Genomic DNA, 13,908 nt, shown 5'->3' on the forward strand with positions numbered 1-13,908 from the left:
CTGGACCGCGCGGGGCTCGCGGACCTCTTCGAGGCGCACCTCGACGTCGAGGGCGCGGGCGGCCGCTGGAAACCGCACCCCGCCGCCTACGCGCACGCCCTGCGGACGGCCGGTGTGCCGGCCGGTTCCGCGATGCTCGTCGCCGTGCACCCGTGGGACGTCGACGGCGCGGCCCGCGCGGGCCTGCGCACCGCGTGGCTGCGCCGCGAGCCGGTCCCGTACCCCTCGGCGCTCCACCCGGCCGACGTCGAGGCGGAGACCCTGACGGACGTCGCGCACCGCCTCACCCCGCGGACGGGCCGGCCGGGGAGCTGACCGGGAGTCAGCCGGTGCGCGCCTCCAGGCGTTCCCGCTGGGGCACGACCGTGTACTTGGGGTCCTCGGCCGAGTCCACCCCGGCGTGGAAGATGCCGAACCGGAGCGCGGCGGAGCCCGACATCAGGGCCACCCCGGCGGCCACGGCCAGACCCCGGTCACGGCGCCGGCCGGTCAGCGCCGCCAGCGCGGCGCCGCCCGCCGTGAGCACCTCGGCGGCCCGCAGCAGCTTGTGCGGCCTGCCCTGCTCGAACGGCTCCGCGAGCATGCCCATCCGGCGCTTCATCACCTGGAACAGGACCGTCTCCAGCGCCGCGCCCAGCACCGCCATGCGCCGCGCCGGACCCGCCTGCGCCGCCGGCACGCCCGCCAGGGCGAGCCCGGCCGCCGCACTGGCCCCGGACCCGGCGAAGACGAACGGCAGTTCCCGGTAGCCCTCGTGCCAGGACGGCACCGCCGTGTCGGAGAGCAGCACGGCGGTGTAGGTGGCGACCGCCGGGCCGAGTGCGGCGGCGGCCGCGGTGGCGCCCGCGCCCACGAGCCGGTAGCGGCCCGCGACGTCCGAGGCAGCCGCGGCCATCGTCAGCGGGGCGTACCCGGCCAGCAGCCAGGAGCCCATGTTCATCGGCGAGGTCGGCTTGAACACCCGCAGCATGTTGATGAAGCGGGCCGGCCGCCCCAGGTCGTGCACGAGCGCGGCCAGCGACGCGGTGATGGCGCCCGCCGCGCCCAGCTTCGCCACCCGCGCCAGGTCCGGCCGCCCGGTGGCGTGCGCGCCGGCCGCCAGCAGCGAGGAGGCCCCGGCCAGCCCGCCGAGGTAGAGGTAGCCCGCGATGTCGAGGGGCTCCCAGGTCGGCTTGTTGAGCACCGGCTTGCCGTAGTACGAGGAGAACTGGGCGTCCGGGACCATCGGCTGCTCGCCGCGGCCGCGTCGCCGCCGGCGCCGCCCGGCCCGCGCCCCCGTCGACGCGTCGCGCCCCGGCCGCGCCCCCTGCACACCCTCGCGGGTGACGTCCGATCCGCTCATCGCGGCCTCCTGACGAAACTGGCCACGCCGAGCGCGGCGAGCGAGACGGCGGCCATCGCCGCGTGCTTCCACATCGCGGGCAGGTCGCGGGTGGTGACCTGCGGGTCCGGCGGCAGCCCGTACACCTCCGGCTCGTCGAGGAGCAGGAAGAACGCGCCGTCGCCGCCGACCCCGTCCTCGGGGCTCTCGCCGTACAGCCGGGCGTCGGCGACCCCGGCCGCGTGCAGCTGGGCCACCCGGGCGGCGGCCCGCTCCCGCAGCTCCTCCAGCGGACCGAACTGGATGGAGTCGGTCGGGCACGCCTTGGCGCAGGCCGGCTCCATGCCGACGCCGAGACGGTCGTAGCACAGCGTGCACTTCCAGACCCGGCCGTCCTCCTTGCGCTGGTCGATCACCCCGTACGGACAGGCGGGCACGCAGTAGCCGCACCCGTTGCACACGTCCTCCTGGACCACCACCGTGCCGAACTCGGTGCGGAACAGCGCGCCCGTGGGACACACGTCGAGGCAGGCGGCGTGCGTGCAGTGCTTGCACACGTCGGAGGCCATCAGCCAGCGCAGCTCGGTGCGCCCGTCGGGCGACACCGGGGAGATCTCCCCGGCCGGGGCGCCCGCGGGCGCCGCCTCGGGGGAGGGCACGGTGGCGCCGGGGCCGGGGAAGGAGGGCGAGGTGCCGAGGGCGCGGGCGGCCTCGAACACGTCGAAGCCCTCGTGGCCGACCCCCGGTTCCTGGCCGCCCAGCGGCTTGCGCTGCTCGATGAAGGCGACGTGCCGCCAGGTGTCCGCGCCGAGTCCCTGCGTGTTGTCGTACGACATGCCGGTGAGCTCCAGGCCGTCCTCCGGCACCGAGTTCCACTCCTTGCACGCCACTTCGCAGGCCTTGCAGCCGATGCACACCGAGGTGTCGGTGAAGAAGCCCATGCGGGGCGGGACGTCGGTGTACCCGGCGGCCCCCGCCACATTGGGCTGCGGCCCGTACAGCAGGTTCCCGGACGGGGGCGGCGGGTCGCCGCCGCTCTCGTGCACCCCGGTGGGGTTGGCCTCGGTCATGCTGGTCCTCCTCGCTCAGCCTCGCTCAGCTCTCACCGCTGTCCTCCGCCTGTGCCGGACCGGCGCGGGCCACCTCGATCCGCTCCCGCTGCCACTCGGTGGTCGGCAGTTCCACGCGCTTGGCGAAGTACCAGCGGCTCAGCGCGTTGCGGACGCGGTGCCGGTGCCAGAACCGCCATGCCTCCGTGCCGTGCACACGGGGGCGCGGCTCGTCGCGGACGAGGATGCGGTAGGCCTCCTCCGCGGACAGCAGGGTGCGTTCCCGCACGTACCCGCCGCCGTCGGCGCGTCGCACCTTCGCGGTGTTCCGGCCCTCCAGCAGCCGTCGGCGGTCGGCCGCCTGCAGACCCAGGCAGGCCCGCTTGGTCGTGTGGTAGACCACGAACGGCACCACGAACAGCGCCGCCCGCAGGGTGTACGTCAGCAGTTCGAACGGCACGTGGAACACGTACGACAGCACGTCCTGGCCGCCCGCCAGCAGCAGCACGGCGTAGGCCGAGAGGGCCGCGACACCGAGCGCGGTGCGCGTGGGCTGGTTGCGCGGCCGGTCGCACAGGTGCTGTTCGGGCGCGGGACCGGTCACCCAGCGCTCGAAGAACGGATAGGCGTACAGAATCAGGAACAGGGCCGTGGGCAGGACCACGCCCGGCAGGAACACGTCCCACACGAAGGTGTGCCCCGCCACGTTCGTCTCGGCCGCCGGCATCAGCCGCAGCGCGCCCTCCAGGAAGCCTACGTACCAGTCGGGCTGCGCGTCGATGGACACCTGGTCGGCGCGGTACGGGCCGAAGTCCCAGACCGGGTTGATCTGCATCAGCGCGCTCATGAGCGCCAGTACGCCCGTCAGGACGAAGAACAGGCCCACCGACTTGGTCGTGTACTGCGGGACGAGCGGTTTGCCGATCACGTTCTGGTTGGTGTGGCTGGGCTTCGCCCACTGCGTGTGCTTGTGGTAGACGACGAAGGCCAGGTGCACGCCGACGAGGGCGAGCAGCAGCCCCGGCAGGATCAGGATGTGGAAGACGTACAGGCGCGGAATGATCTCGTGCCCGGGGAACTGGCCGCCGAAGACGAAGAACTGGAAGTAGGTGCCCACCACCGGGATGGACAGCATGATGCCCTGCGCCGTGCGCAGCCCCGTTCCGGAGAGCAGGTCGTCGGGGAGCGAGTAGCCGCAGAAGCCCTCCAGCAGCGCCAGTCCGAACAGGGTCACGCCGATGGTCCAGTTGACCTCGCGCGGCCGCCGGAAGGCGCCGGTGAGGAAGATCCGCATCAGGTGCACGCCGATCGCCGCGATGAACACCAGCGCGGCCCAGTGGTGCATCTGACGCAGCAGCAGACCGCCGCGGATGTCGAAGGAGATGTGCAGCACGGACGCGAACGCCTCCGACGCCGGCACCCCGCGCAGCGGCGCGTAGGAGCCGGTGTAGGGCCGCTCGGTCATGTCCGGGTGGAAGAAGAAGCTCAGGAAGGTGCCCGTCAGCACCAGGACGAGCAGGCTGTAGAGGGCGATCTCGCCGAGCAGGAACGACCAGTGGTCCGGGAACGCCTTGCGCAGGAACTTCTTGCCCGCCAGACCCAGCGGAAGCCGCTTGTCGAGTGCGCTCGCCACCCGCTCACCCCGGGACGGCGGGTCGTGCGAAGCGCGTCTGCGAGATCCCGCCACGCCGTACCGCCCTTCTCCCGCCGCGCCGGCCGCCGCACCCCAGGTGCTCCTCTTCGAGCCTGGCACGGGTGCCCGGACCGCGCTCGCCCGAAACCGCCCCCCGAGGGGGTCCGGACCCCGGCCCGGCGGGGCCCGGAGCCCGTCACATGAAGTTGCGGGTGTGCAGCGCCGAGAGGGCGGCGGCCTCGTCGTCGGGGAAGCCCAGCCGGGACAGCCGGTGCCGACGGCCCTCGTCCATCTCGGCCTGGAGGCGTTGCACAGCCCGCCAGCCACGGGCGATCGCGGCCGGCTCCCAGGAACCGGCGGCCAGCAGGACCAGCGCGTCGAACACGTCCCGGTTCAGGCCCGCGGTGTCGGCGAGGACGTCGTGCCGCCGCTCCACGGCGGCCCGCAGCCGGCCGCGCAGCCGGGGATCGACCCCGGCGCGATGCTCCAGATGGCCCACTCCGAAGGCGACGTGCCGGGCTTCGTCCTGCCGCACCAGACGGCTGATCCGGCGCGTGACCGGGTCCGGCGCGTGCCGGTCGAGGAAGGTGAGGAGGTTGAGGAAGCTGCCCTCACCGAGCACCGACAGCAGGAAGGAGGCGATGGAGAAGTCCGGCTCGGTCAGCAGGGTCGCCAGCGACGCCCGGCCGCCCGCCGACGACGTGCCCATCGTGCCGCCGCGCAGCAGCGCCCGCCGGGTGAAGACCTCGACGTGCCGGGCCTCGTCGGCGGCCTGCACGGCGAGCAGCTGCAGCACCTCACGGAAGTGCGGGTGCACCTGGACCAGCAGCCTCCCCGGCACCACCAGGGCCGCCTGCTCGTTCTCCACCAGATACGTCATGACCTGCACGACCGCCGACTCCACCTCCCCGTGCAGCTCGAACGGCGTGTCCCACGGGATCGCGGTCGCCGGGTCCCACTGGGCCGCGGCCGCCTGGCGGTACAGCCGCGGCGCGAGCTCCGTCCACGCCGTGTCGCGGTCGGCGACGGTGAAGGGCAGCTCGGGGCCGCCCGCCTCCACCAGCGCCCCGCGCGCCGCGAGCCCCCAGTGCAGCGGCGCCCGCTCGGACACCTGGCCCGGCAGGGCGCTCCCGGCCCGCTCCGAGCCGCGCAGCCGGTCGGTCTCCCCGGCGCCGCGCACCACGTGGGCCCGCACGGGCGCGTCGGCGGCCGGCGCGGGCGCGACGGTGTGGCCCTCGCGGCGGCACCAGGCGGTGAGGTGCGCGGCCAACGCCGGGTCGGTGCCCGCCACGGCCACGCGCGCACCGACCGGCACCCGGCGCAGCGCCCGTCGCAGCAGCAGGTGCGCGCCCTGGTCGAAGCCGAGATGCGCGAGGTCGACTCGTGGGACCGGGGCCCCGTCGGGGCACGGTCCGCCGGGCGGCTCCGTGAGGGGGCCGGTGGACGGGCTGGTGGACGGGTCGGCGGGTGAGCCGGTGGACGGGCCGGTGGACGCGTCGGCACCGGTCACGGACGGTAGTCGGCGGCCGTGACGCGCCCGTCGGCGTCGTAGAAGCCCGTCTCCTCCACCGCCGCCGCCAGAGCCCCGTATCCGCTGTCCCGGCCCGGGAGCCACTGGGTGAGGCCCTCCAGGTCCATGAGGTGACGCACCTCCGGATCGGCGGCGGACATGGACAGCAGCAGGGCCGTGAGGCGTTCGCCGAGTTCCGGGTCGAGCGACGGGCCCGCCGCGAGCACGCAGTGGTCGTAGGGGGCGGTACGGGTCAGCAGGCGGGTGGTGCCCGGCGGCAGGGTGCCCTCCTGGCCGAACAGCAGATGGTTGCCGTCGATCATGCAGGCCGCCGCCACCTCCCCGGCCATCAGGGCGCGGGCCGCGTCCCGCTCACCGCCGATGTGGTCGCCGTGCAGCCCCACCCCGGTGTCGTGGCGCCGCACCTCGAAATCCGTGCCGGGTTCCAGCCCGAGCCCGCGCAGATGGTGCAGCGGCAGCAGGGTGGCCTGCGGCGAGTCGACCGCGCCCACGGCTACGGCCTCCCCCTTCAGGTCGGCGGCGGCACGGATCGCCCCGTCCTGCCGGACGACCACCACCGAGCTCAGGTCCCGGTCGGTGTCCCGCATGACCAGCGGCCGCACCCGCACGCCCGCCGCCCGCGCCAGCCGCCCGGTGCGCAGCCAGGCCAGCGGGGAGTGCCAGGCCGTGTCGATCCGGCCGGCCACGAGGTCCTCGGCCTGCCGCTCGTAGTGGGCGTAGAGCACGAAGTCGAGCGGCAGATCCTGGCGGCGCAGCCAGGCCCGGAACCCGGACCAGATGGTGACCACCTTCGGGTCGTAGGCGACCGCGCCCAGGACGACGCCGCTCATGAGGCCTCCTCGAACAGCGGCAGGCCGAGCGCGGCCCGCCCGCAGAAGTCGTGCAGCGCCTCGGTCGTCGGGGCCATCACCCGGGCCGCGAGCGCGTCCCGGAACCGCCGCTCCACACCGAGGTCCCGGCGGAAGGCCGACCCGCCGCACAGCCGCATCGCGCCGTCCGCCACCTCGGCCGCCGTCTCCGCGGCCAGCGCCTTGACCTGGAGGACCCGCAACCGGGCCTCGGGACGCGACGCCTCGAGCGCGGTCAGCGTGTCGTCCAGGAACGACCGTACGGCGTCCGCGCGCAGCCGCAGCCTGGCGAACTCCTGGCGCGGCAGCGGCTGTTGGGCGAGAGTGCGGTCCAGGTGCTCCAGGCGGGAGCCACCCAGATGCGACGCGGCCAGATCCAGCAGGGCCTCGGTCACCCCGAGCGAGAAGGCCGCGCTCAGCACGAGGAAGCAGGGCAGCACCAGGCCGAGGGCCGTGTCCAGGCCCTCCCCGTCCGCGCCCAGCATCGCATTCGCGGGGACCGAGACGGCTTTGCCGGTGACGGGGCTCGAGGCGTTGCCGCGGAGGCCGAAGCCGTCGTAGTCGCCGCGCACGTGCAGACCCGCGCTGTCCGCGGGCACCAGCCACAGCGTCATCACGCCGTCCGCGGCCACCGGCCTGCTGGACCACACATAGCTGTCGGCCTCACCGGCGGACGTGATCCACGACTTCTCCGCGTCCAGGCACACCGTGCCGTCCTGCTCCCGGACCGCCGTGCCGGCGGGCGCCCAGAAGTGGCTGCGCGAGCCCTTCTCGGAGAAGGCGAGGGTGCTCAGATGGCGGCCCTCGACGATCGCCCGGCGCACCTCGCCCGGCCCGTGACGGTCGATCACCGTCGCGGCCGCGTAGTGCATCAGCACCACCATGGCCGTGGAACCGCACACCCCGGCCAGCCGTTCGACGACCCCGGCCGCCTGCCGCAGACTCCCGCCCGGGCCGCCGTGCTCCGGCGCGCCGAGCAGCCCGAGCACGCCGGCTCCGGCCAGCGCCCGCACGCCGTCCCGGGGGAACCGTCCGGTGCGGTCGACCTCGTCGGCGAGCGGTCCGACGGTCTCGCGCAGCACCGCTTCGAAACGCTCGCCCGCCGCGGGCGGCGGGACCTCGGTGGATGCGGTCATGGCAGGGCGCACCTCGTCACTGGATCGGGGGGTCCGGTTACACGCGGTGCAGCCAATCAGTCGCGCCGCGATGTCCGAGGGAGCGCGCGCCGTGCGGGCCAAAAGAGTGATGATCGGCCCGAGGGCGCCGGATCCGGCCCGACGGCCATGCGGGTGGTCCGGCGCAGGGCGCGGTTTCGGGACCGTACGGCAGGAAACTCCCGCAGACGCCCCGAACGACCCGGGAGAACGACCGAGAAGCAGGAGCAGCCGATGACCGTGACCGCGGAAATGCTCGACGCCCACCCCGGCGATCTCGGCGCGGCGGAGCGCCGGGCGCTGGCCGAGTGCATCGACCGGTGCCTGGACTGCGTCCAGGCCTGCACGGCCTGCGCCGACGCCTGCCTGGCCGAGGACATGGTCACCGAGCTGCGCAGATGCATCCGTACGGATCTCGACTGCGCCGACATCTGCGACGCCACCGCCCGCATCCTGTCCCGGCACACCGGCTACGGAGCCGACGTGACCCGGGACGTGCTGGCGGCCTGCGCCGCAGCCTGCGCCGCGTGTGCCGCCGAGTGCGACCGGCACGCCGGGACGCACGAGCACTGCGCGGTGTGCGCCGAGGCCTGCCGCCGCTGCGAGCGCGCCTGCCGGGACCTGCTCACCAAGCTGGGCTGACGGTCCTGGCCACGGTGCCGGGACTGAACGCCGTGCCCACCGTGCTCGCCGTGATGGGCCCCGAAGGACCGGCTCAGGGCCACAGGTCCTGGTGCAGATGCTCGTTGTGCCAGGCGATGGCGCGCCGGATCTCCGGCTCGTGCAGCCCGGTGCGGCAGCCGAGCTGGGTGAGGGTGAGCACCGCGGTGCCCGAGGTCAGGGCGCGGTCGATCTTCGCGGCCCAGAGTTCCTCCTGCACGAAGGGGCGGCCGCGGTAGCGGTCCCGTACGACGGCGAAGTGCTCCTCGCAGCAGGCGGTGATGAGCCGCAGCCCGTCGAACCACTCGTTGGTGCGGTGGACCGAGGAGGAGTCGGGGACGTAGCCGCACACCGCCTCCTCCCGGGGGAAGGTCACCGCGCACAGGTCGCACAGCTCCAGCGGCAGCGGCTCGACGGGCCGCGCGCGCCTGGCGTGCGTGGAGCGAGTGGAGCGCCCGGTGTGCCTCACGCGCCCTGGGTTGTCGTCACGCTTCCTGCGCTTCCACATCGAGGCCTCCCGGAGCGTGCGGCGGTCGGGACTTAGGAGTTGCCGTGCCGGGCCCCGCCGAAACGCGCCCGGACCCTCAACCGCCCAGGTGACGCTGGACCCAGTCGGCGGCGGCCCGGCGGAAGGTGCGGCGGTTGTCCGCGCGGCGGAAGTAGTGGCCCTCGTCCCGCAGCACCAGCATGGCCGCCTCCACCCCGCGCTCCCGGGCCGCCCGCACGAACTGCTCCGACTCGCCCGGCGGCACGTTGGTGTCGTGCTCGCCGTGCACGGCCAGCACGGGCACGCGCAACTCGTCGATCCGGCTCATCGGAGAGAGCTCGCGCAGCAGTTCCCGGTCGCGCTCCGGGTGCCCGTACTTGTGTGCGGCCGACTGCGCGATCCAGGGCTCGGTGCCCGCGAAGAACGTCGCGAAGTCCGACATGCCGCAGACCGCGACGCCGGTGCGGAACAGGTCCGGGTGCCAGACGAGGCTCGCCAGGGTCAGGTAGCCGCCGTAGGAGTGGCCCATCACGGCCAGCCTGCGCGGGTCGGCCAGGCCCTGGAGGACCGCGTGGGCCACGCAGTCCGCCACGTCGTCGATGGCGGCGAACCGGCCCCGGCCCAGGTCGGCGTCGACGAAGGAACGGCCGTACCCGGAGGAGCCGCGCACATCCGGGGCGAACACGTCCAGCCCCCGGCCGAGCAACTCGTGGAACAGCGGCTCGAACACCGGCCGCTCCTGTTCCTCGGGGCCGCCGTGCAGGTGGACGACACAGGGCGCGGGCGCCCCCGGGGAGCGGCCCGGCGCACGGTAGTACCAGCCGCCGAGGGCGAGTCCGTCGCGGGCGGTGGGACGCAGCGGCACCGGGCGCACCGGAGGGTGGCTGCCGGGCGCCACGTCCTCGTCGCGCGAGGACCAGGGGGTGCGCAGTGCGGCGCCCTGGGGGAGCCACCACACGCCGGGGCGGCGTTGCGACCCGGACAGCGCCACCACCGGCGCGTCGGCGTCCGCGGTGGCGGCCACCCTGGTCACCACCTCGTGCGGCAACGGCACGGCACGGGAGGCGACGACGGCGGGGCCGGCGGAGTTCAGGGTGGGGGATTCCGGGGCGGTCGGCTCGGGGTCGGCGGGGGCTGTGGCGGTGGGCTCCGGGGTGGATGGGGCCGGGACGGTGGGTTCCGGGGTGGATGGGGCCGGGACGCTGGGTTCCGCGGCCGCGGGCGGCCGGGCGTTGGTCTCCGGGCGGGCGGCGGACGAGTCGGCGGGGTGCGGCGCGGCGGGGGCCCTCGCGGCCCGTCCGGCCGGAAGGAGGGTCGCCACCTCCAGTTCGCTGACCCCGCGCATGTTCCAGGCCAGCACCGCGGCGCGGCCGTTGTGGTCCATGGCCAGCAACTCCAGCCCGGCGCCCGCGCGCCGGGCGGCCACCGACTGCCCGTACCGGGCTCCGCGCGGACCGAGGCGGACGGCGTACAGCGCCGCGAACTCCCGTCCGTGGTCGCTGCGCAGCCACAGGGTACGGCCGTCCGGGGAGAAGCCGCCGATCCACGGGTCGCCGTCCGCGACCGGCATCGAGCAGGTCACCCGCTGGTCGCGCAGCCGCACCACGAGCGCCTCACGGCGTCCTCGCGGTCCCCGGCGCAGCAGCGCCAGCCGGCCGTCCCGGCTCAGGTCGCACACGCGCAGGGTGGCGGCCTCCCGCTCGCTCGCCAGCAGCACGGGGGCGGCCGAGCCGTCGGGGTCGACGAGGTACGCCGACAGAGTCCTGGGCGAGGGCTCGGCGCCGCCCGTGGTGCGGGAGCCGCCGGTGACCGGGCCGGGGGCGGGCGGAACCGCCCGGAGCGGTACGCCCAGCAGGGTCGCGCGCCCGTCCCGGTGGGTCCACCCCTCCGGGTGAGGCGCGAAGGCCCCGGCGGGCGAGGCGGCGGAGCCGGCGAACGGCGGGCCGCCGTCGTCGGTACGGCCGCCCACGGCCCCGGGCTCCGTGGCGGCCGGCGGCTGCGGGACGGCCGTCACGGGGGCCTCGGCGACGGTCACGGCCAGGCCCGTACCGTCGCGCGTCCAGCAGCCGAGGTGCGCGGAACTGCCCGGCTCGCCGCCCGCCAGGATCCGGCGGCCGGTGCCGTCGGGCCGCACGCACAGCACCCGCGTGTGCTCCCCGCCGCCCGGTGCGGTGGTGTAAGCGATCCAGCGGCCGTCCGGGGACCAGGCGACCTCGGTGACCGGATGGGGCTCGGAGTCCAGCAGGTGGACCGTGGCGCCGTCGACCGGCCCCGCCCACAGCTGGGGTACGCCGGCCCGGTCGCAGATGAAGGCGGCGTTGCGGCCGCCGGGATCGGCCGAGGGGTACCAGCAGCCGTGGGAGGTGATCAGCCGGGGCACCGCCTCCAGGGGGACGGCGGTGTCCGGCAGCCACACCGGCTCCGGCGCCGGCTGCGCGGTCACCGGGCCCTCGCCGCCGGGGAGTTCCGTGGCCCGTATCCCGCGCACCCGGTCCACGGCGCCCCGCCCCGGCAACGGCCGAACCCGCCCCGCCAGGTCCTCCGCCCGGCCCGCCGCGCCCGGCGCGGCCGCCGCCGCGAGGGCACCGGCCGCACCGTCCGAGGGCGGACCGTACGCCGGGCGCGCGAAGCCCTGAAGCCCGGCTGCGCCGGTCACGCCGGTCACACCGAACCCGCGCCCGCCGCCGTCGTCCTCGGCCGCAGCGACTCCGGGCGTGCCGCCGGGGTTGGCCGGGGCGGGGCCGGTGACATCGGCGGCGTCCGCCGGGGCGGGGCCGGGGGCTCCGGCAGAGTCTGCCGAAGCCGCGCCGGCTACTGCCATCGTGTCCGTGGGGGAGGTGCCGGCACGGGTTCCGACGGGCCCTTGAGCGGGCCCGTCGGAACCGTCCCGGGGCACACACGCCCCCGTCCCGACCGCGCTCGGGCCGGCCGTGCCCGCGCCGGCAGCGCCCATGCCGGCCGTACTCCGGTCGGCTGTGGCCGTTTCCGCCCGGGTGGGCGCGGTGCCGTCCTCGGGCCGGGCCCGCCGGGCCCGGCCCGTGCCGGCCCGGGGCGCATCCCCGGGCCCGGGACGGGGCTCGCGGGTCGCGCCCGTGTCGTCGGACGTGCGGTCGCCGGTCAGGTGATCTCGTGCGTCTGCAGCCATGTCTCCAGCAATGCAACCTGCCACAAGGCGTTCGCCCCACGCTTGGTGCGGTGCGCGTCGGGCGCCGCCAGCAGCTCGTCGACGTAGGTGCGGCGGAAGATGCCGCGGGCCCGGGCCTCCGGGGCGGACAGGGCCTCGCGGACCCGTTGCAGCACCGGCCCGGCCATGTGCTTGATCGCAGGGACGGGGAAGTAGCCCTTGGGCCGGTCCACGACCTCGCGCGGCAGCACCTTGCGGCCCGCCGCCTTCAGTACGCCCTTGCCGCCGTCCGCGAGCTTGAGCTCCGGAGGGCACGCGGCGGCCAGCTCGACCAGCTGGTGGTCGAGGAAGGGCACCCGGGCCTCCAGACCCCAGTCCATCGTCATGTTGTCGACCCGCTTGACCGGGTCGTCGATCATCATCACGTGCGTGTCGAGCCGCAGGTCCGCGTCGAGCGCCGTCTCGGCGCCCGGCACCGCCATGTGATCGCGCACGAAGTCGCCGGAGACGTCCCGCGCGGGCAGCACGTCGGGCTCCAGCATGCGAGCCAGGTCGGCGTGCGGGCGGTCGAAGTACGTCTCCGCGTACGCGTCGGCGGCCTGCGGCCGGGGCACGCGGGCCATGTCCGGGTACCAGTGGTAGCCCGCGAACACCTCGTCCGCGCCCTGGCCGCTCTGCACCACCTTGACCTCCTTGGCCACCTGCTCCGACAGCAGGTGGAAGGCGACCACGTCGTGGCTGATCATCGGCTCGCTCATGGCCTCCACGGCCCCGTCCAGCGCCCGCGAGACCCGGTCGGAGGGCACGAGCAGTTGGTGGTGCTCGGTGCCGAAGTGCCGCGCCACCAGATCCGAGTAGTGGAACTCGTCGCCCTCCTCACCGCCCTCCGACTCGAAGCCCACGCTGAAGGTGGCGAGGTCGCTCTGCCCCTCGTCGGCCAGCAGCGCGACGATGAGGCTGGAGTCCAGGCCGCCCGACAGCAGCACGCCCACCGGCACGTCGGCCACCATCCGCCGCCGCACCGCCGTGCGCAGGGCGTCCAGCACCGCGTCCGTCCAGTCCTCCGCCGACAGACCGGCGTACTCGGGCCGCCGGGTGTACTCCGGCTGCCAGTAGCGGTGGTCGTGGTGCGTGCCGTCCGGATCGACCACCCGCACGGTGGCCGGCGGGAGCTTGCGCACGCCGTTGAGGACGGTGCGGGGCGCGGGCACCGTGGCGTGCCAGCTGAGGTAGTGGTGCAGTGCCACCGGGTCGATGGAGGTGTCCACGCCGCCGGCCGCCAGCAGCGCGGGCAGCGAGGAGGCGAACCGGAGCCGGCCGGGGGTCTCGGCGAGGTACAGCGGCTTGATGCCGAGCCGGTCGCGGGCCAGTACCACCCGCCCGGTGTCCTGCTCGACGATGACGAAGGCGAACATGCCGTGGAAGCGCTCGACACATGCGGTGCCCCACTCCCGGTACGCCGCGAGCACCACCTCCGTGTCGGAGTGGGAGAAGAAACGGTGACCGAGACCGGTCAACTCACGTTGCAGCTCACGGTAGTTGTAGACGCAACCGTTGAAGACGCCGGCCAGTCGCGCCCGGGGGTCCGCCATCGGCTGCGCGCCGCTCTCCGACAGATCGATGATCTTCAGCCGGCGGTGGCCCAGGGCGACGCAGCCCTGTGACCACAGCCCGCGGCCGTCCGGCCCCCGGGGCGCCAGCCGGTCGGTCATGCGCTCCACGGCGGCCAGGTCCGGCAGCCGGCCGTCGAAGCGGACCTCGCCGCTCAGCCCGCACATCAGGCGGACCTCCCTTCCCCGGGGACCGGTGCACCGGGCGGCAGTCCGCGGCCGGGGGCGCCGGTCACGAGCCCGGAGGCACATGTGGTGGCGGGCGTGGTGGCGGCCGGGCCGGCGGTCGTGGGGACCGTGGCTGTGGAGGTGTCGGTGACGTGGGACATGGGGTGTCGGCTCCTGGGTTGGAATCGGATGCCCGGCCCTTGGCGGCCGGACCGGCCGGCGCGGCTCAGGCGCCGGTGCCCTCGACCAGTGAACGCGCGCGGTGACGGGCGCCCGCGGCCCGTGCGCGTCCAGCGGTGCTCGGGGCGGGCGCGCCGCGGGTC

Annotated in this window: 11 protein-coding genes; 2 read left to right on the forward strand and 9 right to left on the reverse strand. The window is 75.2% G+C overall.

Annotated elements, in window-relative coordinates:
* On the forward strand, nt 1–315 hold a 315-nt coding region (locus IE249_RS38250; RefSeq protein WP_506367330.1), incomplete at its 5' end, for an HAD family hydrolase.
* Between the two features lie 7 nt (nt 316–322).
* On the opposite strand, the gene nrfD is transcribed toward IE249_RS38250, so the two are convergent.
* The 6 genes from nrfD to IE249_RS23175 all read right to left on the reverse strand — a co-directional run bounded on the left by nrfD (nt 323) and on the right by IE249_RS23175 (nt 7,518).
* Nucleotides 323–1,342 (reverse strand): NrfD/PsrC family molybdoenzyme membrane anchor subunit, encoded by a 1,020-nt coding sequence (nrfD, locus tag IE249_RS23150; RefSeq protein ID WP_189707460.1) that lies wholly within the window; start codon nt 1,340–1,342, stop codon nt 323–325.
* Nucleotides 1,339–2,391: a 4Fe-4S dicluster domain-containing protein gene (locus tag IE249_RS23155; RefSeq protein WP_229859079.1), complete on the reverse strand. Its 1,053-nt coding sequence runs from the start codon at nt 2,389–2,391 to the stop codon at nt 1,339–1,341. Before IE249_RS23155 ends, nrfD begins: the two co-directional genes overlap by 4 nt.
* Before the next feature lie 25 nt (nt 2,392–2,416).
* Nucleotides 2,417–4,003, reverse strand: a complete 1,587-nt coding sequence (gene qcrB / locus IE249_RS23160) for a cytochrome bc1 complex cytochrome b subunit (protein ID WP_189707462.1) — start codon at nt 4,001–4,003, stop codon at nt 2,417–2,419.
* Nucleotides 4,004–4,199: 196 nt separating this feature from the next.
* Nucleotides 4,200–5,513, reverse strand: a complete 1,314-nt coding sequence (locus IE249_RS23165) for a ferritin-like domain-containing protein (RefSeq protein ID WP_229859081.1) — start codon at nt 5,511–5,513, stop codon at nt 4,200–4,202.
* Nucleotides 5,510–6,364 (reverse strand): phosphate/phosphite/phosphonate ABC transporter substrate-binding protein, encoded by an 855-nt coding sequence (locus tag IE249_RS23170; RefSeq protein ID WP_189707464.1) that lies wholly within the window; start codon nt 6,362–6,364, stop codon nt 5,510–5,512. The genes IE249_RS23165 and IE249_RS23170 overlap by 4 nt, the downstream gene beginning before the upstream one ends.
* Nucleotides 6,361–7,518, reverse strand: coding sequence for an acyl-CoA dehydrogenase family protein (locus tag IE249_RS23175; protein ID WP_189707466.1), 1,158 nt, complete (start codon nt 7,516–7,518; stop codon nt 6,361–6,363). The genes IE249_RS23170 and IE249_RS23175 overlap by 4 nt, the downstream gene beginning before the upstream one ends.
* A gap of 252 nt (nt 7,519–7,770) precedes the next feature.
* Here IE249_RS23175 and IE249_RS23180 point away from each other — a divergent pair, with 252 nt between their 5' ends.
* Nucleotides 7,771–8,178, forward strand: coding sequence for a four-helix bundle copper-binding protein (locus tag IE249_RS23180; RefSeq protein WP_189707468.1), 408 nt, complete (start codon nt 7,771–7,773; stop codon nt 8,176–8,178).
* 73 nt (nt 8,179–8,251) lie between these two features.
* Here IE249_RS23180 and IE249_RS23185 read toward each other — a convergent pair whose 3' ends face one another.
* From IE249_RS23185 to IE249_RS23200, 3 genes are all read right to left on the reverse strand, one after another.
* Nucleotides 8,252–8,704, reverse strand: coding sequence for a hypothetical protein (locus IE249_RS23185; protein ID WP_373304430.1), 453 nt, complete (start codon nt 8,702–8,704; stop codon nt 8,252–8,254).
* Between the two features lie 76 nt (nt 8,705–8,780).
* On the reverse strand, nt 8,781–11,339 hold the full coding sequence (locus IE249_RS38255; protein WP_373304431.1) for an alpha/beta fold hydrolase: 2,559 nt from the start codon (nt 11,337–11,339) through the stop codon (nt 8,781–8,783).
* A 461-nt stretch (nt 11,340–11,800) separates the two neighbouring features.
* Nucleotides 11,801–13,585 (reverse strand): N-acetylglutaminylglutamine amidotransferase, encoded by a 1,785-nt coding sequence (locus tag IE249_RS23200; protein ID WP_189707469.1) that lies wholly within the window; start codon nt 13,583–13,585, stop codon nt 11,801–11,803.
* Between the last annotated feature and the right edge of the window lie 323 nt (nt 13,586–13,908).

Origin of the sequence: Streptomyces anandii JCM 4720 (assembly GCF_014650655.1) — a bacterium.
In the GTDB taxonomy this organism is placed as follows: domain Bacteria; phylum Actinomycetota; class Actinomycetes; order Streptomycetales; family Streptomycetaceae; genus Streptomyces; species Streptomyces anandii.

Bases quoted from the DNA above. Each gene is read 5' to 3' on its own strand.
- nrfD (WP_189707460.1), bottom strand. From the start codon at position 1,342: ATGAGCGGATCGGACGTCACCCGCGAGGGTGTGCAGGGGGCGCGGCCG.
- IE249_RS23155 (WP_229859079.1), bottom strand. From the start codon at position 2,391: ATGACCGAGGCCAACCCCACCGGGGTGCACGAGAGCGGCGGCGACCCG.
- IE249_RS23170 (WP_189707464.1), bottom strand. From the start codon at position 6,364: ATGAGCGGCGTCGTCCTGGGCGCGGTCGCCTACGACCCGAAGGTGGTC.
- IE249_RS23175 (WP_189707466.1), bottom strand. From the start codon at position 7,518: ATGACCGCATCCACCGAGGTCCCGCCGCCCGCGGCGGGCGAGCGTTTC.
- IE249_RS23180 (WP_189707468.1), top strand. From the start codon at position 7,771: ATGACCGTGACCGCGGAAATGCTCGACGCCCACCCCGGCGATCTCGGC.
- IE249_RS23185 (WP_373304430.1), bottom strand. From the start codon at position 8,704: ATGTGGAAGCGCAGGAAGCGTGACGACAACCCAGGGCGCGTGAGGCAC.
- IE249_RS23200 (WP_189707469.1), bottom strand. From the start codon at position 13,585: ATGTGCGGGCTGAGCGGCGAGGTCCGCTTCGACGGCCGGCTGCCGGAC.